This is a genomic window from Arthrobacter sulfonylureivorans (assembly GCF_047607445.1).
Taxonomy (GTDB): Bacteria; Actinomycetota; Actinomycetes; order Actinomycetales; family Micrococcaceae; genus Crystallibacter; species Crystallibacter sulfonylureivorans_A.
The window spans coordinates 1-20,286 of record NZ_JBLKRT010000046.1; the positions used below are offsets into that span (position 1 = coordinate 1).

Consider the following 20,286-nt stretch of genomic DNA (forward strand, 5'->3'; position numbering starts at 1 on the left):
CTTGGCGCGCTTCTCCGCCAGCAGTTCAACGGCCTGCTCGCGCGTCAGGTCCTCGAGGCTGGTGGAACGAGGCACCGTGATGTTCGTGACGCCGTCGGTAATGTACGGGCCGAAGCGGCCGTCCTTGACCACGATGTTCTTTTCCGACACCGGGTCCACGCCGAACTCGGCCAGCGGTGCGGCGGCGGTACGGCCGCCACGCGTCTTCGGTTGCGAGTAGATCTCCAGCGCCTGCTCCAGCGTGATGGTGAAGATCTCCTCTTCCGATCCGATCGACCGCGAATCCGTCCCCTTCTTCAGGTACGGGCCGAAGCGGCCGTTCTGCACCGTGATCTCGGCGCCCTCTGCATCGGTACCGAGCACACGCGGCAGGCTCAGCAGCTTCAGCGCGTCGTCGAGGGTCACCGTGTCCACACTCATCGACTTGAACAGCGACCCGGTGCGCGGCTTGACCTTTGCGGGCTTCTTCGGCGGCTTCGGCTTGCCGTTCTTGTAGTACTCCACCGGCTGCGCAGCCAGTTCCTCCGCCGTCGGCTCGTGGATGACTTCGGTGACGTAGGCGCCGTACCGGCCTTCCTTGGCCACAATGGTCCGGCCCGTCTCCGGATCCTTGCCGAGCTCACGCTCGCCCGGACCTTGGGTCTCCATCAGTTCGACGGCTTTCTCCGCCGTCAGCTCGTCCGGAGCCAAATCGTCGGGGACGTTGGCGCGCTGCGGCTCCTCGCCTTCGGCGTTGCCGTTGCGTTCCAGGTAGGGGCCGAATTTGCCCACCCGCAGGGTGATGCCGTCGGCAATGTCAATGGAGTTGATCTGGCGGGGATCGATCTCACCCAGATCATTGACCACGGTGTTCAGACCGGTTTCCTTGCGGTCCCCGTAATAGAAGCCGGAGAGCCATTCGGTCCGGCTGGCCTCGCCGCGGGCAATGCGGTCCAGGTCCTCTTCCAGCTCGGCGGTGAAGTCGTAATCCACGTAGTCGCTGAAGTGTTCCTCCAGCAGCCGAACCACCGAGAACGCAATCCAGCTCGGCACCAGAGCGGAACCGCGGGTACGGACATAGCCGCGGTCCATGATGGTGGAAATAGTGGCGGCGTAGGTGGACGGGCGCCCGATACCGCGGTCTTCCAGCGTCTTGATCAGCGACGCTTCGGTGTAGCGCGGCGGTGCCGAGGTCTCGTGGCCGACGGCGTCGACCGACTGGGCTTCCAAGGCATCGCCCTTGGCGAGGTTCGGCAAGCGGCCGCCAGTGGCGTCGTCGTCCTCCTCCCGACCGGCGTCCTTGCCCTCCTCATAGGCGGCCAGGAACCCGGGGAAAGTGATCACGGTGCCCGAGGCGGTGAATTCGGCGTCCCGGCCGTCACCGGCGATGGCACCCAACCGCACCGTCGAGGTCGAGCCCTTGGCATCGGTCATCTGCGAAGCCACGGTGCGCTTCCAGACCAGCTCATACAGCCGGTACTCGTCGTTGGACAGCTGGCTGCGGACCTGGCCGGGCGTGCGGAACGAATCGCCGGCGGGCCGGATGGCTTCGTGGGCTTCCTGGGCGTTCTTGTCCTTGCCCTGGTAGATCCGGCGGGAATCCGGGACGTACTCGGGTCCGTACAGCTCCGAGGCCTGGCGGCGGGCGGCGTTGACAGCTTGGTCGCTCAGCGCCGGCGAGTCGGTACGCATATACGTGATGTAGCCGTTTTCATACAGCTTCTGCGCCACCTGCATGGTGGAGCGGGCGGAGAACCGGAGCTTGCGCGCCGCTTCCTGCTGCAGGGTGGAGGTGGTGAACGGCGCGGCCGGGCGGCGGGTGTAGGGCTTGTTCTCCACGGCCCGGACGGAGAACTCGGCGCTGCGCAGCGAGTCCGCCAAGGCGGTGGCGGCGGCCTCGTCCAGATGGACGGCCGAGCGGGCCTTCAGCCGGCCCAGATCGTCGAAATCCTTGCCGACGGCAACCCGGCCGCCATCGACGGACACCAGCTTGGCCTTGAACGCCGAACCCTTGGACGCGTCCTCGGGCTGCACCGTAGCGAGCAGGTCCCAGTAGGAAGCCGCCCGGAAAGCCATCCGCTCGCGTTCACGCTCCACCACCAACCGCGTGGCCACCGACTGCACGCGGCCCGCGGACAGGCCTGCCTTGACCTTGCGCCAGAGCACCGGTGAAAGCTCATAGCCAAACAGCCGGTCCACGATCCGGCGGGTTTCCTGCGCGTCCACCAGGTCGGTGTCGACGTCGCGGACCTCGGTCAGGGCACGCTGCAGTGCTTCCCGGGTGATCTCGCTAAAAGTCATGCGGTGCACCGGCACCTTGGGCTGGAGCACTTGGAGCAAGTGCCACGCGATGGCTTCGCCTTCGCGGTCACCGTCAGTTGCCAGATAAAGTTCGTCGGCGTCCTTGAGCATCGATTTAAGCTCGGACACCTTCTTCTTCTTGTCCGGCGACACCACGTAGTAGGGCTCGAAATTGTGCTCGATGTCCACCGCAAACTTGCCGACCGACGTCTTTTTCAGTTCAGCAGGCAGGTCCGAGGGCTGCGGCAGATCACGAATGTGACCCATGGATGCTGTGACCTCAAAGCCCTCGCCGAGGTATCCGGCAATGGTTTTGCCCTTGGCGGGAGACTCGACGATGACGAGTTTCTTGCCGGTTTTTTCGCGGGCCTTGGCTGGCACTGTGCTCCTACGTAGAGAAAGATGTTGATGCGCTTGTAAGTACGTCCCCCAACCCGGCTGGGCGGAGGACCGTCAGCACTAGGTTAGCCGCAACAGTACCGCGAACCAGAACACACGAACTGCAGCAGCGACTGGCTCCGGCATCCACCGGAGGCTGGCGGCAGCCCGGACGCGGGCCTAGTCGTTGTCGATGTCGCCGGGCAGGAACGAGAAGACGTAGTACAGTTTCTCCGCTCCCTCTCCCCTGTTCTCCGGGTTGGTGGTCGGGCTGAATTCCAGCAGGATCTCGCCGATCCGCCGGCCGAGGTCCTTGCGCTGTTCCTCGGTGAGATAGAACCGTCCGGTGCTCAGCGCCGCCAGGTGTCCTTCCTGCCGCCAGGTGTCCGGATCCGGCGCTTGCTTGTCACGTTTGACATATTTGGACAGACGTTCACGAAGATCGTTCAGTTCCACATCGACCACGCCCAAGGTGGCGGCACGGCTGTCCGCGACGCTGGTCACGTCCAGGCGCCCTGCAGCCGCCTGCCAGTGCCGCTCCCGTCCGTCACCTTGGTTGGCGCACCGTTTGACGAATCCCCACTTCTCCAAAGCCCGCAGGTGGTAGCTCATGGCGCTGGGCGTCAGCCCGTGCCGTTGGGCCAGTTCCGTGGCGGTGGCAGGCTGCTGTGTATCGAAGAGCTCCTCGATGACCTTCAACCGCACATTGTGGGCCAGTGCCCGGATTGCCCGGGCATCAGAAATATTGACCCTGTCCCCGGCTGCCGGCTCCCGCTGGGGGTCCGCTGCAGCAGCGGACGACCGGCCGGTCGTCGTGGTTGCACCCTTAGTCATGATCAGTAAGTGTAATGCCGCTCACCGCCGCTGGCGCCGGTGTTCCTCATTCCCACAGGCTGCAATCAGGAAACGATCAGGCTTACTGGCCGGTAGGGACCAGAAACCCGTCCGCTACCAGGTTCCGCACCTCATCGGACAGCTGCCGGGCGAAGTCGGGTTCGGTCCGGCCCAGCAGCGAGGCCAGAGCGCCGATGATCTGGTCCACGTCCAGTTCGCCGTCACTGGCTGATACGAACCCAGCCAGTTCGGTGCTCATCAGGTTGGCCCGGCGCAGCCCCGCGCCCTGACGCAACAGGATCACGCCGGGATGCTCCGCGCCGGGCCGCTGGTGCCGCTCCTCGGTCACGTCCCGGGCCACTTCCAGATGCTGGCGGCCGAAGTCGGCGGCGTGGGCGGCCAGCCAGTCGGAGCGCTCCACAGCTGCTGCCAGATGCGGGCCAATGGGTTGTTCGATCGGGTAGGTGATTTCTTCGAACCGGCGCAGCGCAGCCTCCCTTGTTTGCCCGGAGCCCGCCGGGGGCCGGCGCAGCCACACCATGCCGAAGCCCACGGCTTCCACCGCCCGGGAGTCAAAGTCGTCCAGGTAGGCGGCGTAGGCCGACGCGAACAGCGCGGGATCGCGGTTCTCCGCAGCGTCACGCAGCCAGGTTTCCGCGTATTGCGCCGGACTGAGCTGTTCGCGCTGGATCACCCAAGCATCGGTGTCCGGGGACAGCCACTGCTCCAGCCTGGCGTGCCACGTGGCGGCGCCGGCCGGGATTTCCCAGTTGCCCAGCATCTGTGCCACCCCGCCGTCGGCCAGCACGGACGGCAGCGTGCGGAACAGGGAACCCACAATGTCGTCTCCGGGCAGGCCGCCGTCGCGGTACGTGAACTGCTCCTCCGCGCGCTCTGCCGGCCGCCGCGGCGTGATCACGAACGGCGGGTTAGTCACCACCAGGTCAAAGCGCTCCCCTGCCACGGGCTCCAACAGGCTGCCCAGCCGCAGGCTGACGCGCGCACCCAGACGTTCCGGATCCAAGCCGAGGGCACCGGCATTCAGCACCAGGTTGAACCGGGTAAACGCCAGCGCCCGCTCCGAGATATCGGTCGCCGTGACGTGCCGGCAGTGGCCTAGCAGGTGGAACACCTGGATGCCGCAGCCGGTACCAAGATCCAGCGCCCGCTCCACATCGGTACGCACCGTCAGCTGGGCCAAGGTCAGCGAGGCCTGGCCGATGCCCAGCACATGGTCGCGCCGGAGGACGCCGGGCCGCTGGTGCGCGCCCAGATCGCTGGCCACCCACAGTTCGGTGCTGCCAAAGCCATACGGACGGAGGTCGACGGCGGCACGCAACGCGCCGTCGTCGTGCTCCAGCAGGCCCAGCACGCCCAGTCCGTCCAGCCCTGTCCGCGGGAACGCCGGTGCCAGCTGCTCCGGCTCGACGGTGTTGCCCAAGAGCCAGAAGCGCACGACGGCGGCCAACCGGCCGCGTGCCGGATCCTCCAGCGATCGGCTGGTGGCCAGCTCGGCCGGCACCAACTGGTCACGGTCAAAGGCCGCCCAGGCTTCGGCGCCAAGCAGTTCGGCCACCCCGTCGACGCTGTAGTCCAGCTCCGTCAGGTCGGCGGCCAGATCCGCCAGCAGCCGCGGGTTGCTGCTGGCCGGGGCACCGGGCACATGTGAGAAATCTGCAAAGTCCACCTGCCAAGTCTAGTGAGCCGGCCGGTTTCCCTGCCGTTCACCCGGGCGCCGCTTGCGTGTGGTACTCACTGGGGCATGGATGCAGGTACCAACGACGCGGACCGGCCCCGCGCGGACCGGCCGCAACGGGTCGGTGAACTGGGGCAGAAGGTTCCGGTGGTCGCCGCCGACACCTTGATCATGGAGGTTAACGGCTGGTTCCAGGCCGACCGCTCACTGCAAGCCGTGGCGGTGGAGGCCGACGGAGGGCACTGGCTGCTGCTGCGCGAGCGGCTGGAGTCGGAACTCAGCGGGCGGCTGGGCTATGGCCGCGCGCTCAACAGCCGTACCCGCGTGGGCCAACTGCGGCCCGAGCATTCCTTCGCGGTGGCCCCTGAGCTGTCCATGACGCAGGCCGCGCGGCGGATCCTGAACCGGCCGCCGGGTGCCCGGTACGAGGACTTCCTGGTGGTCGGCCCCGACGGCCCCCGGGTAGTGGCCGTTTCGCGGATTTTCGAAGAAGTGTCGGCGCTGTTCCAGCACGACGCGATGCACGACCCGCTGACCGGGCTGCCCAACCGGCGGCTGCTCGACGAGCGCGGCGCAGAGCTGGTGGGCGACTGCGATCCCGGCCGCGTGGCGATCCTCTGCATCGACCTGGACCGGTTCAAGCATGTCAACGACACGTTCGGCCATCGGGCTGGTGACAGCATCCTGACCGGGTTCACCGGCCGGCTGCAGCGCACCGTGCGCGGCCGCGACATTGTGGCCCGGCTGGGCGGCGACGAGTTCGCCGTACTGCTGGTCGATGTGGATGCCGAACAGGCCCGCAGCATCGCCGACCGCATTCTGGCCGAGGCAGTTAAACCTTTCCCCTTCGACGACCATGAGCTGCATATTTCCGCTTCCATTGGTTTGGCGCTGGCATCCGACGTGGTCGAGGAAGAACAACTGAGCCAACTGGATGTGCTGCTGCGGCAGGCGGACGGCGCCATGTTGGCGGCTAAACGCGCCGGGAAAGGCCGGGTGGTCTGGCTCAGCACCCGCGGCGAAACGGCGCCGGTTGCCCGCCAGGCCCAGCTGCGCCGCAGGCTTCAGTTGGCGGTGGCGGCGGGCGGTTTCCGGCTGCATTACCAGCCGCTGCTGAACCTGGGCACCGGCGGCGGGATGGCAGTGGAGGCCCTGCTGCGCTGGCACGACGAGGTCCTTGGGCCGGTACCGCCCTCGGAATTCATCCCGGTGGCCGAGAGCGTCAACCTTATCCAGCAGATCGGCCGGTGGGTTTTCAACGAGGCCTGTGCCCAGGCCGGCGCCTGGCTGGCGGCCGGCAGCCCGCGGACCGTCTCCATCAACGTCTCGCCGATCCAGCTTGCCGCGAACAAAGTGGTCGGCGAACTGCTGGCCGCCATGGCAGCGCACCGCGTCCCGGCGGACCTGATCCGGGTGGAGATCACCGAAAGTTCCGCGATCGCGGACTTCCCCCGGGCGATCAAACAGTTGGCCCAGCTTCGCGAGGCCGGCATCGGCGTCGATCTGGACGATTTCGGCACCGGATACTCCTCGGTGGGAATGTTGCGCGACCTGCCGCTGAACACGGTCAAGATCGACAAGTCCTTTATTGACAACATCGACAGCTCCGAGCGCGAAGCCGCTTTCGTGGGTGGCTTGATCAACATTGCCCACGCGTGGGGTCTCACAGTGACAGCCGAGGGCGTCGAACGGCCGGAGCAGCTGGAGGTGCTGCGGGAGCTGGGCTGCGACACCGCTCAGGGCTACTACATCTCCCGCCCCGCCAGTGCCTCCGATCTGCCGGGCGCCCAGGCCTTGGCAGCACTCCAGCGGCCGCAGCCTGCGGCGGTCCGGTGAGCCCGGCACGGTGGCCCGGTGGTTAAATGACTGCATGCTCGTCACCACCACCCACCTTGAACAAACCGATCCTGCCCAGCTGATTCCCGGGTCGCGTCCGCTGCCGGACGACGCCGCCGTTGTCCGGGTCAGCGGCATCAGCCCGGAGTTCAGCAAGTTCCTCTACCGGAGCGTGGGCAGCAGTTGGAACTGGTCCGACCGGCTGGTGCTCACCCGCAGCGAGTGGGAACAGGTGGTCCGCACACCCGGCTCGGAAACCTGGGTGCTGTACACCTCCGGCGCGCCGGCCGGCTACGTGGAACTGCTGGGCCGCCCCGCCGGGGCGGGCACCGACGTCGAAATCATGTACTTCGGCCTGTTCCCCGAGGCGATCGGCCGAGGTTTGGGCGGTGCCTTGCTGGCCGAAGGCATCCGGCAGGCCTGGCGCTTGGACGGTCGCTGGGACGGGTTCCCGCCCGTGCAGCGGGTCTGGGTGCACACCTGCTCGTTGGACGGCCCGGCCGCTGTGGCCAACTACCAGGCGCGCGGCATGAGCGTCTTCAAGACGGAAGTGGAGGAAACCGAACCGCAGGATGCGACCGCCGGGCTGTGGCCGGAGACCGCGGCCGTGTAAACCGTCCGCTAGGCGGGGCAGCCGTCCGGGCAGCGCAGAGTCTGCGGGTCCGCTGCGCACGCCGAGCAGTACAGCGTCAGCTGGCGGCAGTCGGCGTTGGAACAATTCTCGAACTTGCTGGTCGGTGCCTGGCAGCGGACACATGCTCCGATGGTTTTGGCGTCCGGCGTGAACTCGAGGTGCATGCGCTGGTCGAAAACGTAGAGCGACCCCTCCCACAGTCCGGCGTCGCCGAAGGTCTCGCCGTAGCGCACAATGCCGCCGTCGAGTTGGTAGACCTCTTGGAAGCCCCGGTTGACCATCAGGGAGGAGAGGACTTCGCAGCGGATCCCGCCGGTGCAGTAGGTGACCACCGGCCTTTCCTTGAGGTCGTCGTACTTGCCCGAGTCCAGTTCCTTGATGAAGTCGTGCGTGGTGGCGACGTCCGGGACGATGGCGTCTTTGAACTTGCCGATCTGCGCCTCGAAGGCATTGCGTCCGTCGAAGAAGACCACGTCGTCGCCCGCTGCCTTCTTCGCGTCGATGAGCTGGTGCAGTTCCTCCGGGCGCAGGTGCTTGCCGCCGCCAACCACTCCGTCTTGGTCCACCTTGAGCTCGCCTGGCGCGCCGAAGGAGACAATCTCGTCACGGACCTTGACGCTCAGGCGCGGGAAGTCCGCTGCCCCGCCGTCCGACCATTTCACGTCCAGGTCGCGGAACGCCGGGTACTCGCGCGTGGTTTTCACATACTGCTTCACGGCGTTCAGTTCCCCGCCAACGGTGCCGTTAATCCCGTCCTTGGAGATCAGGATCCGGCCGCGCAGGCCGAGTTTCTCGCACAGCGCGCGCTGCCAGAGCCGAACGGCATCCGGGTCCGGCAGCGGGGTAAAAGCGTAATAAAGCACAATCCGGTTCAAAGCCACCCATCAAGATTACGCGGTGGTAAGGACTCCAAAATTGCCTGCTGGCGCCGATATTGCGATTGTGACAGGGTTGTCATCGCTTTCAACTGCCGGACGGGGCCGCTGTTCGGTACAGTCCTGCTATGGGCAACGAATACACGACTGACGTTCCGGACGATGTCCTTTCCGTCTGGGTTGCCGGCTGGTCAGCCTGCCGGGGTTACTCCTCCGAAGAGGTTTCCGGCCACCCTGCGGTGCTGCTGGCCGACAAGACCGGAGACTGGGAATACTTTGCTTTTGAGCCGGGCGATGAAGAGTTCGCTGCCGTAGCACGCGACACCACCAAGTCTTCGGGGCGGATTTTCACGGTCCTGACCCGCGACGCGCGGCGGATCCACGAGCTGGCGCCGCAGCACGGCCTGCGCGTCCACCACAATGCCCAGTCGCTGATGGTCACGGACATGTCCGGACAGGACGCCGAGGATCCGTGGTACCGCGATCCCGATTTCAAGACCGAGCTGGAGAAAACCGGCAACGTCCACCGGGTCCGCGTTGTGCATGAAGGCAACGAGGCCGCACACGGCGTGGTCGCCGTCGTCGACAATGTCGCGGTCTTCGATCACATCGAAACCGACATCAACTACCGCCGCCGGGGACTCGCCACGCACGTGATGCGCGCGCTGATCGCTTCCACCTTCGAACACATGGTGGATACCGGCCTGTTGATCGCCTCGCACGACGGCCAGATGCTCTACAACCATTTGGGCTGGGACACCGTCTGCGATGTGATGATCCTCAAGCCCGCCACGGACAACTGATCCCTTCAGGCTGGCGCTCCGGCACCGAACCGCCCGGCGGTCCCGGGAGCAGTGCCGGTTGCCTCCCGAGGTGATGACACAATATTTGGGTGGCCCTGCACGACTCCTTGATTCCGCTGCTCGGTTCCGGTCCGGAGCCTGAGCAGCTGGTGCACGTCCGCGAACTCCCGGCCCGGGAGGCCGTGATCGAGCCCTGGCCGCGGTGGGTGCACGACGATGTCCGCGCCGCCTACGCGATGCTCGGCGTGCACCAGCCGTGGCGGCACCAGGTTCGGGCGGCCGAGAGCGCCCACGACGGGCGGCACACGATCATTGCCACCGGGACCGCCTCCGGAAAATCGCTTGCCTACCAGGTGCCGGCGCTGGATGCCATCCACCGGACTGCCCTGGCAGACACCGTCAGCTTGGAGCCCAGCGGCGCCGTCGCCCTGTATCTCGCCCCCACCAAGGCACTGGCAGCTGACCAATTGGCCGCGATCAAGGCGCTGAAGCTGCCGACCGTCAGGGCGGAAACCTACGACGGCGACACCGACCCCGGCGCCCGCCGCTGGATCCGGGATCATGCCAACTTCGTCCTGGCCAATCCGGACATGCTGCATTTCGGCATCCTTCCCAATCACGCGTGGTGGGCGCGGTTTTTCCGCCGACTGCGTTACGTGATCATCGACGAAGCGCACAGCTACCGCGGCGTGTTCGGCTCGAATGTGGCCAACTTGATGCGCCGGCTGCGCCGGATCTGCGCCAGCTACGGTGCCGATCCGGTGTTTATCGGGGCCTCGGCCACCTCCGCCGACCCCGGAACCTCGTTCGGGCGGCTGATCGGCGCGGACGCCGAGGCCGTCACCGAAGACTGTTCGCCGCACGGGTCCACGACGGTGGCTTTCTGGGAGCCTCAGCTCACGGAGCTTAAGGGCGAGAACGGAGCCAAGGAACGGCGGACCGTGGTCGCCGAGACGTCCGACTTGATGGCCAACCTGGTGTCCGCGCAGGTGCGCACGATCGCCTTCATCAAGTCCCGCCGCGGCGCCGAGACGATTTCCTCCATCACTAAGCGGCTGCTGGACGACGTCCATCCCTCGCTGCCCGGGCGGGTCGCAGCGTACCGCTCCGGCTACCTCCCGGAGGAACGGCGCGAACTGGAAGCCAAGCTCCGGTCCGGGCAATTGCTGGGAGTCTCCAGCACCTCGGCGCTGGAACTGGGCATCGACATTTCCGGACTGGACGCCGTGTTGGTCGCGGGCTGGCCCGGAACCCGCGCTTCCCTGTTCCAACAGATCGGCCGGGCCGGCCGGTCCGGCCAAGACGCGCTCGCTGCCTTTGTGGCCAGCGATGACCCGCTGGACACGTATCTGGTGCACCACCCCGAAGCGGTGTTCGACGTCTCCGTGGAAGCCACCGTGTTCGACCCCTCGAACCCCTACGTCCTGGGCCCCCACCTGTGCGCGGCGGCCCAGGAGCTTCCGCTGACCCCGGCGGACATCGGGTTGTTCGGTTCGGCGGCCCCGGGGCTGCTCGACCGATTGACGACCGAAGGCTACCTTCGCCGCCGGCCCGCAGGCTGGTACTGGACCCATCCGGAAAGCGCCGCCGCCATGGTCAATCTGCGGGCCGACGGCGGTGGGCCGATCAGCATTGTCGAGTCGGAGTCCGGCACCCTGCTCGGAACCATGGACTCGCCGCAGTCGCACTATCAGGCCCACAGCGGTGCGGTGTATGTCCATCAGGGAACGACGTATGTGGTGGATGAACTCAACGAGCAGGACCACTGCGCGATGGTGACCCGCGCCAATCCGGACTACTACACGCAGGCCCGGGACATCACGCAGATTGAGGTGCTCGGAGCCGAACGGACCGAGGACTGGGGCGAGGTCCAGGCCTGCTTCGGCGACGTCAAGGTCACCACGAAAGTCATCTCCTTCCAGCGCAAGGCCTTCATCTCGAATGAGATTCTGGGCGAAGAACCGCTGGACCTCGGTGCCCGGGAACTGTTTACCAAGGCCGTTTGGTTCACCATCGGCGAGCAGCAGTTGGCCTCCGCCGGCTTGGTCACCGCGCGCGTTCCCGGCGCCCTGCATGCCGCCGAACACGCGGGCATCGGGCTGCTGCCGCTGGTGGCCTCCAGCGACCGGTGGGACATCGGCGGCGTGTCGACGGCCCTGCACGCCGACACCGGCAAGCCGACAATCTTCGTCTACGACGGCCATCCCGGTGGGGCGGGGTTCGCCGAACGCGGCTTTGAAGCGGCGCGGACGTGGCTGGCGGCCACCCGGGACGCCATCCGTTCCTGCGAATGCGACACCGGCTGCCCGTCCTGCGTGCAGTCGCCGAAATGCGGCAACAAGAACAATCCGCTGGACAAGTCCGGAGCGGTCACGCTGATTGAGGCGCTGCTCTCCCACGCCGGCCCTGCCCCGGCAGAACGCCGCCAAGCAACGGCGGTGTAGCAGGACAGCGCCGTTGCCTGGCGACGGATGAGGGGTTGCGTCCGGCCCGCCGGCGATCACTCATCTCGCCGGCGGCGGCCCCGCCCGTGCCCGGCCGTCGGCATGCGTCCACTGCCCGTTGATCCATCCAAAGACCTCGGGCAGCGCGGTCCGGGTACGTATGTCGACCACAACACCGCCTGGTCCCGATCGGCTGCACGCGGACAGTTCGGCTTGCTGCTTGCCTGCTACTTCCGCGGCAAGGCTGCAAGGGTCACCTGCCAGCAGCCCGCGGGCGGCATCGGCACCGGCCAAGGCAGCCAGGTCCGCTGCCTTGCCGGCCCGCGCCGATGCCAATCCCGCTTGAAGTACCGAGATGACCACTGCGAGCATCAGGCACAGCAGCAGCACCAGGCCGACGGCAAGGACGGTCCCGGCCCCGCTGTCTTCGATCTGCCCGGAGGATGCACTCGCTGCCGACCGGCGTGTGGCTGTCCGGGACGGCGGAAGCTCGTTACCGGCCACCGCTGCCTGCTCCCGCCGGAACCGCCGGGTCGGCGCCTGGCTCGACCGGACCGGTGGCCTCCGCGGCCAGTGTCCACCCGCCGAACTCCGGCCAGGGCCCGGGCACCGATGCGGTGACCCGGACAGTCACCCAGCCGCCGCTGCCGCTGTCAGTCACGAGGACGGCCTCGTCTCCGGCAATCGAGCGAACGGTGTGTGCGGCTGCCGCCTTGGCCTCGCCGCGGCCCAGTTGTCGGACCGCTGCCTGGGCTGCCTTCTCCAGATTCAGCTGGGCCGCCCCGGCCGCCGCACCCACCAACAGGAACGCCAGCACAACGACGACCGCCGGCAGTGCCACGGCAAATTCCGCCGTGACGCTGCCCCGTTCAATGGTGCACCGGCCGTTCGCAGCCACACAGCACCGGCGGTGACGGACTGGTCCGCGGCGGCTCCGCATCTGTCAGACCGCCGTCAGCGCGAGTTCCACCAGGCGCGTGAGCATGCCGCGGACTTCGCCGCTGCGCAGGATTAAAACCAAGAGACCAGCGAACGCCACCGCGGCGAGTGTCGCAATGGCATACTCGGCCGTCGCCATCCCTGCCTCGGAACCGCCCGCCTCTCGCCGGGTCTTTCCGGCCCGGCCGTTGGCTCCTTCGGCGGGAAAAGCAATCACCTCCGCCAGCCGCCCGGTTTCTTCCTGCTCGGTCTTGGCCCCCTCCAATGGCGCCGGGATCAGGGGCAGCCGGTTGGGTGCTGTCCGGGTCCGCCTATGTGCCAGTGACAGTGACATATTTTCCTCCTGGATGTGACCGCCGGATTGCGGTCATTCGAGCTTCCCGGACAACGTCACTGGGCTGGCAGGGTCGATCTGATGCCGGTGCATAACCGGGGCCTCCGCTGCGCTGTGGAGGAATGCTTACAACCGGGGCACGAGGGCGACCAGTACCGGCACAACTCCCAGCGCGATGAAGGAGGGAAGGGCGCATAGGCCTAGCGGCAGCACAAGTTTGGTCCCAAGCGCAGCCGCGCGCTGCTGGTCGTCCTGCCGCCGCCGGCGGCGCAGTTGGTCGGCCTGGGCGAAGAGCACCGCTGCCGAAGGGGCACCCGTGGCGGCACCGAAGCGCAAGGAGTCGCGGAGCAGATCCAGCCCGGGTCCGCGGCCCCCGACTGCCCAGGCCTCCAGCCAGTCCACGCCCAGCGACAGCGCCGAGGCGACCCGTTGCAGCGCTGGCTGCTGGGCTCCGTGAGTGGAGGCGGCGAGGGCGGCCACGGCGCTCGGCAGGGACAGCCCCGCGGCCAGCATGGCGCCCAGCACGTCCAACTGCAGGGCCGGGTCTTCGGGCGCTTCCTCATCACCGCGCCTCCCCCGCTCTACGTCGGAAGCCTGTTTTGCCGGGATGAACCCCGACCCGGACAGCCCAGGCCATAGCAGCAACACGGCCCCGAAGAGCAGTGCGCCCGTCAGGATCGGGATCACAGGGCATCCGGTCCTGCGGCCCGTCGCACAAGTGCGCGCGACCAGAGGCGGGCGCCAATCATCAGCGCCACTCCAACAACCAGGACAGGCCATCCCGACGCTGACAGCAGCAGCGTGCTGACGGGGTCGGCGCCCATGACGGTTCCCAGTCCGAGTCCCAGCAGCGGCAGCCAGGCGAGCAGGGTGGCCGTCGCCCGCGGTCCCGCCAGCGCAGTCCGGCGCGCCGCCCGGCCATCGAGTCGATCCTGCAGGTGCCGCGCATAATTCTCCAGCAGCAGCGCCAGCGGCGCGCCGGTCCTTTCGGAAACCTCCCAGCAGGAGGCCAGGTCGAGCCACATGCGTTGTGCCGCTGCGGCGGCAGTATCCGACTGTCTGCCGCTGGCCGGCGGAGACCGGCGCAGAACCGGTCCGATCCCCATGCCCAGCTCCGCGGCTTGGGCTGCCGCCTGCAGACGGGGCAGCAGTAGCTGGAAGTGTTCCGTCGGCACAGCGGCCGCGAGCCCGGGCCCGCCCGGTTTCCGGCTGCCCTGCCGCTCTTCGTCGGGCCGTCCCGGTGATACGTAGACCGCGAGCATGTCCGGCCAGAGCTGTGCCGGGGCACGCCCCGAACGCAGCAGCGCGGCCAGCTGCCGCACGAAGAGGGGCAACTGGTCCAATTGCGCCGCAGCGGCTTTGCTCCTCCTGCCGTTGCCGAAGGCCTTGGGCCGGACGCCCCCGCTAGTGTCCGCCGGGAGGGGCTGCCTCGAGGGCAACAGCAGCAGGCAGGCGGCCGCCGTCAACACGAAGACAGCAAACCCGGTCACGGGAACAGCCGTCCGCGCAGCTCGTCCCAGCCGGGGCCGTGCCGGACGCTGGCTCCGTCGGCAGCCAATGCCGTGAGGGTCTGCAAACGTCCGTCGCCGCCAGTTTGCAGCAGGCAGACTTCCTGCACGCACCGCCCTGCATCGGTCCGCTGCATCGAAATCACCAAATCCAGCGCGCTGGCTGCCTGCAACGCGATCGAATCGGCGTTCATTCCTGCGAGCGCGCCCATCGCAGCCAGCCGTGTCGGCACGGCTGACGCCGCATTCGCGTGGATGGTGCCGCCGGCACCGGCGTGACCGGTATTCATCGCGGCCAGGAACTCCCGGACTTCCGCCCCACGGCATTCTCCGACCACCAGCCGGTCCGGGCGCATGCGCAGAGCCTGCCTGACCAGCTCTGCCGTTCCGACTGCTCCGCTGCCCTCGACATTGCTGGTCCGGCTTTGCAGGCCCACCACATGCGGGTGTCCCGGATTCAGCTCGGCGGCGTCCTCAACCAAAACCATCCGTTCCCGCGGCGAGACGGTCCCCAGCAGAGCCGCGAGCATGGTGGTCTTGCCGGACCCGGTTGCGCCGCAGATCAGGAAATTCAGCCGCCGGAGCACAATAGCTTCCAGATACGGCTGCCATTGCGGGGCGGTGGCCAGCAGTTCCGAAAGTGCGAAGCGGCGCGGGCGGTGCAGGCGGATCGACAAGAGCGTGCCGCCGGTGGAGACCGGCGGCAGCACGGCATGGACCCGGTAGCCGGCGAGGTGCACATCCGCGCACGGATTCCCGTCGTCAAGCCTGCGCCCGCCGGCCGCGACCAGGCGTGCAGCCAGTGCCCGCACATCGGCATCGCTGCCGAAAGCAACCTCGGCCCGGCGCAAGCCGCCCTCGCCGTCGGTCCAGACATCGTGCGGGCCGTTCACCAGAATGTCGGTCACCCGGGCATCGGCCAGCTGCTGCAGCGGCCCGAGACCGCGCAGCTCCGCGGCCAGTGAATCGACGGCCTGCAAGGTACCGGCCGTTCCCAACAACCTTCCGCTGGACTGGACTGCTGCCGCCAGCCGGGCACCGGTCACCGGCGACGGGTCCGACAACACCGCATTGCGGAAGGGCTCCATGCTGATTTCGCGGGCCTCCGCCGGTGCCGCCCGGCGCCCGCGACCCAGGCCATTCACGCCAGCCTCCCCGGTTGGTGTCCGTTTTCCAGTCGGTTCAGCAAGCCGGCACATAGCGCGCGGATCCGTCTGTGGGAGGCCAGCTCCAACAGACGGCCGTCGCGCTGGCTGGCCGGCACCGCCCGTAGCTGCGGCAGGTATCCGGCCAGCGGCACACCCAGCCCGTCGGCAACCAGGTGTTCGTCGGTCCCCGGCGGCAGCGGCCCCCTGACGACCACGTGGATGCTGGCACCCGTGCCATGTGCAGCCGCGGCTGCAGTCGCCGCAGCCCGCCTGGACCGCCGATCTGCCCTGGTCAGCAGAACTATGTCGTCCGCGGGTCGCCTGATGTCTGGACTGCTACCCAGGCGCCCGGCGTCAATAACCACCAGGCCAAAAGCGCCCGCAGCGGCCGACATGATCTCCGCCGCCGTATCAGCCGCCGGCACCTCAGGAAGGGTTTCTTTCCCGGCTCCGGGCCAGGACAGCAGCGAGAAGCCGGCGATGGCCGGCAGCGACGCGGCAAGTTGGACCGGGTTCACCGTTCCCTGCGCTTCCGCCAGATCCGGCCAGACCAGTCCCGGGACGTCGGCTGCACCCAGCGCGGACGAGAGCCCGCCGCCCAGCGGATCAGCATCCACCAGCACGGTGGCCGTACCGGAGCGCGCTGCCTCCGCGGCCAGCCATCCGGCCAGCGCCGAAGTCCCCACTCCTCCGCTGGCGCCGTGCAGGGCCACTACTTTCCCCGCAGTTTCACGCCGCCGGGTCCGGCTCAAGTGTTCAGCCAGCCATGCCGCGCCGTCGGGAAGCACAGCCACCCGGCCCGCACCGGTCGAGGCAGCCAGATCCCAGAGAGCGGGCGCCTCGTCGATGAAACCGACCACGACGAGTTCCGCAGCCGTCCGCAGCGTCCGGGCGTACCCGGTTCCCAACAGCACCGGGGCGGCACCGGGCGCAGACGCCAGCGCTCCCGTCGGGTCCGCGGGGCGAAGCGCCAGCCCCGCAGCCGCCGCGATCCGGGCGACTTCATCACGCAGGCTCTCTGTGCCGCCCAGGAGCACGACGTCGGTCGCTGCGTCTGGTCTCCATGCCGCACGTTCCTTGCCCGTTTGGTGTCTTGGCATGCTCCGATCGTTCCGCGGGTTCTGCCGGTGTGGCTCCAGCACGCCTTGCCGATGTGCATGGCGGCGGCCAGCCGTGCGGTTGTGGAGGACAGGTCAGGGGAGAATTAAGGCGTGTTCATCGTCCTGGCGTCCGCTGCGCGGAACGTTTCCGTGCCTGCAGGGATGGAACCCGCAGCGTACCTACAGCGCACCGACGCCCAGGGCGCGCCCGCCGCGGCACCCGTCGTCGTGCCCGCCGGAAAACTCCCCGAGACGGTCCGGAACCTCGACGCAGAGGCGCCCCGCTGGGTCTTCGAATCCACTCGTGATGATTATCTGCCGCTGCTCGCCGCCGGGGCGGGCGTGGACCGGAGCCACGATCTGGCGTTGGTCCGCAGCATCCTGTCGCTGTCCGTGTACGCCCCGGACACTGAATACATCCGCGCGCTCCGGGAGAAGCCGCTGGTGCACCAGGACGATGAACTCCCCCGCCAGCTGCCACCGCTGCAGCCGTCCCCGGACCAGTTCACGCTCTTCGACGCACCGCAGGCCAGCGGGACAGCTCTGGAAGACCTGGTGGCGGAGTTGCAGGACCAATTGGCCGCTGTTGCCGCCTCGCCACAGCGCGGCCGGCTGCAACTGCTGCTGGCCGCCGAATCAGCCGGCGCCCTGATAGCGGCCGAGATGGAGCATTCGGGAGTTCCGTGGAGCGAGGACATCCACTTGGACATCCTCTCTTCGCATCTGGGAGCACGGCCGCGGGAAGGCCAGCGGCCGGAAAAACTGGAGAATTTGGCGATCAAGCTCGGACAGGAGCTGGCCAATCCCAACTTCAGCCCGGACTCCCCTCAGCAGCTCATCCGTGCCCTGCACCGGGCGGGAATCGAGGTTAAGACCACCAGTTCCTGGGAATTGAAGGAACATTCCCACCCGGCGATCGAGCCGCTGTTGCAGTACCGCAAGCTCTCGCGCCTGTTCACGGCCAACGGCTGGACGTGGCTCGATGCCTGGGTCCGGGACGGCCGCTTTAGGCCGGAGTACGTTGTGGGCGGCGTGGTCACTGGCCGCTGGGCCTCGCGCGGCGGCGGTGCCCTGCAGATACCGGGCCAGATCCGGGACGCGGTCCGTCCGGACCCCGGCCGGAAGCTGATTGTCGCCGACGCCGCCCAGCTGGAACCACGCGTCCTGGCGGCGCTGGCACAGGACTCCGCTTTGGCAGCGGCGGGGCGAGGCAAAGACCTTTACCAAGGTATTGCCGACGTGGGCTTCGGCGGCGACCGGGCCAAAGCGAAGATCGCCATGCTCGGCGCCATGTACGGGGCGACCACCGGTGAGTCCGGCCGGCTGATGCCGCAGCTTACCCGCACTTATCCGAAGGCCATCGCCGTGGTCGAGCGCGCGGCACGGGCCGGCGAAGCAGGGCAGGTGGTCAGCAGTTACCTGGGCCGCAGCTGCCCACCGCCTTCTGACCGCTGGCTGGCCGCCCAGCGGACCACCACCGCGGAGGAGCAGCGGCGGGCGGATGGATTGGCCCGCAGCCGCGGGCGCTTCACGCGCAACTTCGTTGTGCAGTCCACTGCTGCGGAATGGGCACTGTGCTGGCTGGCGGAACTACGACGCCGGTTGCGCGCCTGTGCTGCCGAAGGCTCCCCTGTGGGGGAGATGGTGTTCTTCCTGCACGACGAGGTCATGCTGCATGTCCGCGAAGACCGGACGGAAGTGGCCCGCCGACTGGTCGAAGAGTCGGCCGCCGCGGCCACCCGTCTGGTCTTCGGCCGGATTCCGGTGGATTTCCCGGTCAGTGTGGCGGTCGTCGATTCCTACGCCGACGCCAAGTAGATCCGCCGGACCCTTCCCCGTGGAGTTATCCACAATGGGCGTCCTTTCCATGGCAGGCCTTCGCTTTCCGCCGTAGCGTCATGTCCCAGGTTGGACGGTTGGCGGTCGGCGCTGCGGCCCGGGTTCGGTCCCCCGTGCGGCCGGGTGCGCTCCGGTGCCGGAGGAGGGATGCGAATGGGAATGCTGGCCGTCGACACCGCTGCCTTGGAGAAGGCCGCAACGGCGGCCGGGGCGGCAGCGGTTGGCTACGAGGATTTGCGGGCATCGGCAAACGGCCGGCTGGGCGTCGGAGCCGCGATGTCAGGCTGGGAGGCGGAGGCTTCGGTCTGGGGACACGTCTATGACCGTGACGCGGCGGAACTGCTGCGCGGTCTGGAAAGTCTCGCTGCCGCCCACGGTCGGCTCCGGTATTCCACCCAGTGGGCCGCGGCCCTCTACCGGTTCGCGGAACAGGCAGCCGCGGGATCCGCCGCGGCCTTGGAGCAACCTGCGCCTCCGGGCGGCGAGCGCTGCCTTCCGCTGCCTGCTTCAGCCGTCGGCGGCACCTTCCCGCTGCTTCCGGAATTGGGGCAGCTGATCGCCGATGCAGCCGGCGTGTCCTGGCCGTCCGGCGATGCCGCCGCACTGCGGAGCATCGCCGGTGCCTGGCAGGACATCGGCCGAGAGATGAGGGCACAGGCTGCCGCCACAGAGCGGGCGGCCATCGATGTGCTGGCAGGTCTTCGCGGGACGGATGTGCTGCTGCTGCGCGACGCGCATGGTGAACTCCTGACCTGCGCATCCGTGCTGGCAGACGGGTGTGACGCCCTCGCCGAGGGATGCAAGGAGTACGCCGGGGCCGTGGAACTGGCGCACCGGCAACTAATTGAGGAGGCCACGGCCTTCACCCGCGACGTCGCCCTGACTCTGGGCGTGAGCATGGCGCTGGCACCGGTCAGCGCAGGGCTCTCGGTCTGGATCTCCGGCGCCGCCGGCGCTGCACGGCTTGCTGCTGCGGCATCCATCTTCCGCTCGGTGGTCGCTGCGCTGGGTGCGGCATCGGCGAGAGCCGCTGCCGCGGGGGCGGCAACGACGGCCCGGACCACCGCGGTGTCGAACCGCTTGCGCGGGGTCGCAGCTGCGACAAGCGCTCTCGCAACCCGAGGATTGGCCACGGCTTCCGCCCGGACACAGACGGCCGTTGCCTCCGAGCGCATGGCCGCGGCCCGGGCTCTGGCGCGCCGTCACGGCGACTCTTTCTTGGGCGTGCTGGCAGCAGGGCCCGAAAGCCTCATACTGCAGCTCGCTGGCCAGACGGCCCAACGGCGGCTGACGGCCCAACTGGCGCCGCAGCTCCTCTCCCCGGTGCCGATCGCGAACCCGGTGACGTCCGTGCTGAAGCCAGGCAGGCTGGTCCCGTTCGTTTTCTCGGTCTTCACGGCCTACAACTGGGCCCAACGGGCCGACAGCGCGTGGACCCTGGCGACGAAGGACTCTTGGCTGAGGCAAATTCTGGGCACCGGTGGCGGTAGCGTCGCGCCGCCGGCACCGGACAAGCGGTCGCCGGTGCCAGGCCTCCCCACGCCTCCGACGTTGCCGAACTCATCGCCGGGGCCTACACCGTCGCCAGCGCCACGCCCGGGGCCTACACCGTCGCCAGCGCCACACCCGGGGCCTACA

General features: G+C 68.1%; 17 protein-coding genes. 6 read left to right on the forward strand and 11 right to left on the reverse strand.

Annotated features, from left to right (window positions below):
- The 3 genes from topA to ACMX2H_RS17190 form a co-directional block, all read right to left on the reverse strand.
- Positions 1-2,661, reverse strand: a 2,661-nt coding sequence (gene topA, locus ACMX2H_RS17180; RefSeq protein WP_414962235.1) for a type I DNA topoisomerase, incomplete at its 3' end; no start/stop codon positions are given.
- Positions 2,662-2,838: 177 nt separating this feature from the next.
- The gene (locus ACMX2H_RS17185; RefSeq protein WP_414962237.1) at positions 2,839-3,492 is read right to left on the reverse strand and encodes an ArsR/SmtB family transcription factor; all 654 of its coding nucleotides are present in this window, start codon (positions 3,490-3,492) and stop codon (positions 2,839-2,841) included.
- 82 nt (positions 3,493-3,574) lie between these two features.
- Entirely contained in the window at positions 3,575-5,179 is a 1,605-nt protein-coding gene (locus ACMX2H_RS17190) for a DUF7059 domain-containing protein (RefSeq protein WP_414962239.1), read from the reverse strand.
- Between the two features lie 75 nt (positions 5,180-5,254).
- Here ACMX2H_RS17190 and ACMX2H_RS17195 point away from each other — a divergent pair, with 75 nt between their 5' ends.
- Both ACMX2H_RS17195 and ACMX2H_RS17200 read left to right on the forward strand, forming a co-directional pair.
- Positions 5,255-7,024: a putative bifunctional diguanylate cyclase/phosphodiesterase gene (locus ACMX2H_RS17195; RefSeq protein ID WP_414962241.1), complete on the forward strand. Its 1,770-nt coding sequence runs from the start codon at positions 5,255-5,257 to the stop codon at positions 7,022-7,024.
- A 34-nt stretch (positions 7,025-7,058) separates the two neighbouring features.
- Complete coding sequence (locus tag ACMX2H_RS17200) at positions 7,059-7,637, forward strand: GNAT family N-acetyltransferase (protein WP_414962243.1); 579 nt, start codon at positions 7,059-7,061, stop codon at positions 7,635-7,637.
- Between the two features lie 8 nt (positions 7,638-7,645).
- On the opposite strand, the gene trhO is transcribed toward ACMX2H_RS17200, so the two are convergent.
- A complete protein-coding gene (trhO, locus tag ACMX2H_RS17205) occupies positions 7,646-8,539 on the reverse strand; it encodes an oxygen-dependent tRNA uridine(34) hydroxylase TrhO (RefSeq protein WP_414962245.1) in 894 nt (297 codons plus the stop codon).
- A 122-nt stretch (positions 8,540-8,661) separates the two neighbouring features.
- Here trhO and ACMX2H_RS17210 point away from each other — a divergent pair, with 122 nt between their 5' ends.
- Both ACMX2H_RS17210 and ACMX2H_RS17215 read left to right on the forward strand, forming a co-directional pair.
- A complete protein-coding gene (locus tag ACMX2H_RS17210; RefSeq protein WP_414962247.1) occupies positions 8,662-9,336 on the forward strand; it encodes a GNAT family N-acetyltransferase in 675 nt (224 codons plus the stop codon).
- Between the two features lie 89 nt (positions 9,337-9,425).
- On the forward strand, positions 9,426-11,780 hold the full coding sequence (locus ACMX2H_RS17215) for a DEAD/DEAH box helicase (RefSeq protein ID WP_414962249.1): 2,355 nt from the start codon (positions 9,426-9,428) through the stop codon (positions 11,778-11,780).
- A gap of 60 nt (positions 11,781-11,840) precedes the next feature.
- Here the strand turns inward: ACMX2H_RS17215 and ACMX2H_RS17220 are convergent, their stop codons facing one another.
- The 7 genes from ACMX2H_RS17220 to ssd form a co-directional block, all read right to left on the reverse strand.
- The gene (locus tag ACMX2H_RS17220) at positions 11,841-12,284 is read right to left on the reverse strand and encodes an Rv3654c family TadE-like protein (RefSeq protein WP_414962251.1); all 444 of its coding nucleotides are present in this window, start codon (positions 12,282-12,284) and stop codon (positions 11,841-11,843) included.
- Positions 12,274-12,621 (reverse strand): TadE family type IV pilus minor pilin, encoded by a 348-nt coding sequence (locus ACMX2H_RS17225; protein ID WP_414962253.1) that lies wholly within the window; start codon positions 12,619-12,621, stop codon positions 12,274-12,276. Before ACMX2H_RS17225 ends, ACMX2H_RS17220 begins: the two co-directional genes overlap by 11 nt.
- 102 nt (positions 12,622-12,723) lie before the next feature.
- The gene (locus ACMX2H_RS17230) at positions 12,724-13,053 is read right to left on the reverse strand and encodes a DUF4244 domain-containing protein (protein WP_414962255.1); all 330 of its coding nucleotides are present in this window, start codon (positions 13,051-13,053) and stop codon (positions 12,724-12,726) included.
- A 126-nt stretch (positions 13,054-13,179) separates the two neighbouring features.
- Complete coding sequence (locus tag ACMX2H_RS17235) at positions 13,180-13,740, reverse strand: type II secretion system F family protein (protein WP_414962257.1); 561 nt, start codon at positions 13,738-13,740, stop codon at positions 13,180-13,182.
- Positions 13,737-14,543: a type II secretion system F family protein gene (locus tag ACMX2H_RS17240; protein WP_414962259.1), complete on the reverse strand. Its 807-nt coding sequence runs from the start codon at positions 14,541-14,543 to the stop codon at positions 13,737-13,739. The genes ACMX2H_RS17235 and ACMX2H_RS17240 overlap by 4 nt, the downstream gene beginning before the upstream one ends.
- Complete coding sequence (locus tag ACMX2H_RS17245) at positions 14,540-15,706, reverse strand: TadA family conjugal transfer-associated ATPase (RefSeq protein ID WP_414962261.1); 1,167 nt, start codon at positions 15,704-15,706, stop codon at positions 14,540-14,542. The genes ACMX2H_RS17240 and ACMX2H_RS17245 overlap by 4 nt, the downstream gene beginning before the upstream one ends.
- Positions 15,703-16,809: a septum site-determining protein Ssd gene (gene ssd / locus ACMX2H_RS17250; RefSeq protein ID WP_414962263.1), complete on the reverse strand. Its 1,107-nt coding sequence runs from the start codon at positions 16,807-16,809 to the stop codon at positions 15,703-15,705. The genes ACMX2H_RS17245 and ssd overlap by 4 nt, the downstream gene beginning before the upstream one ends.
- A gap of 111 nt (positions 16,810-16,920) precedes the next feature.
- Between ssd and ACMX2H_RS17255 the strand changes: the two genes are divergently transcribed.
- Positions 16,921-18,627 carry a bifunctional 3'-5' exonuclease/DNA polymerase gene (locus ACMX2H_RS17255; protein ID WP_414962265.1) on the forward strand — a complete coding sequence of 569 codons (1,707 nt, stop codon included), beginning with the start codon at positions 16,921-16,923 and terminating at the stop codon, positions 18,625-18,627.
- 174 nt (positions 18,628-18,801) lie between these two features.
- Positions 18,802-20,286: WXG100-like domain-containing protein (locus ACMX2H_RS17260; RefSeq protein WP_462677836.1), on the forward strand; the 1,485-nt coding region annotated here is incomplete at its 3' end.

What these genes read in the sequence shown, in the direction of transcription:
- ACMX2H_RS17210 (WP_414962247.1), top strand. Translation starts at nt 8,662, where the DNA reads ATGGGCAACGAATACACGACTGACGTTCCGGACGATGTCCTTTCCGTC.
- ACMX2H_RS17185 (WP_414962237.1), bottom strand. Translation starts at nt 3,492, where the DNA reads ATGACTAAGGGTGCAACCACGACGACCGGCCGGTCGTCCGCTGCTGCA.
- ssd (WP_414962263.1), bottom strand. Translation starts at nt 16,809, where the DNA reads ATGCCAAGACACCAAACGGGCAAGGAACGTGCGGCATGGAGACCAGAC.
- ACMX2H_RS17195 (WP_414962241.1), top strand. Translation starts at nt 5,255, where the DNA reads ATGGATGCAGGTACCAACGACGCGGACCGGCCCCGCGCGGACCGGCCG.
- ACMX2H_RS17230 (WP_414962255.1), bottom strand. Translation starts at nt 13,053, where the DNA reads ATGTCACTGTCACTGGCACATAGGCGGACCCGGACAGCACCCAACCGG.
- ACMX2H_RS17200 (WP_414962243.1), top strand. Translation starts at nt 7,059, where the DNA reads ATGCTCGTCACCACCACCCACCTTGAACAAACCGATCCTGCCCAGCTG.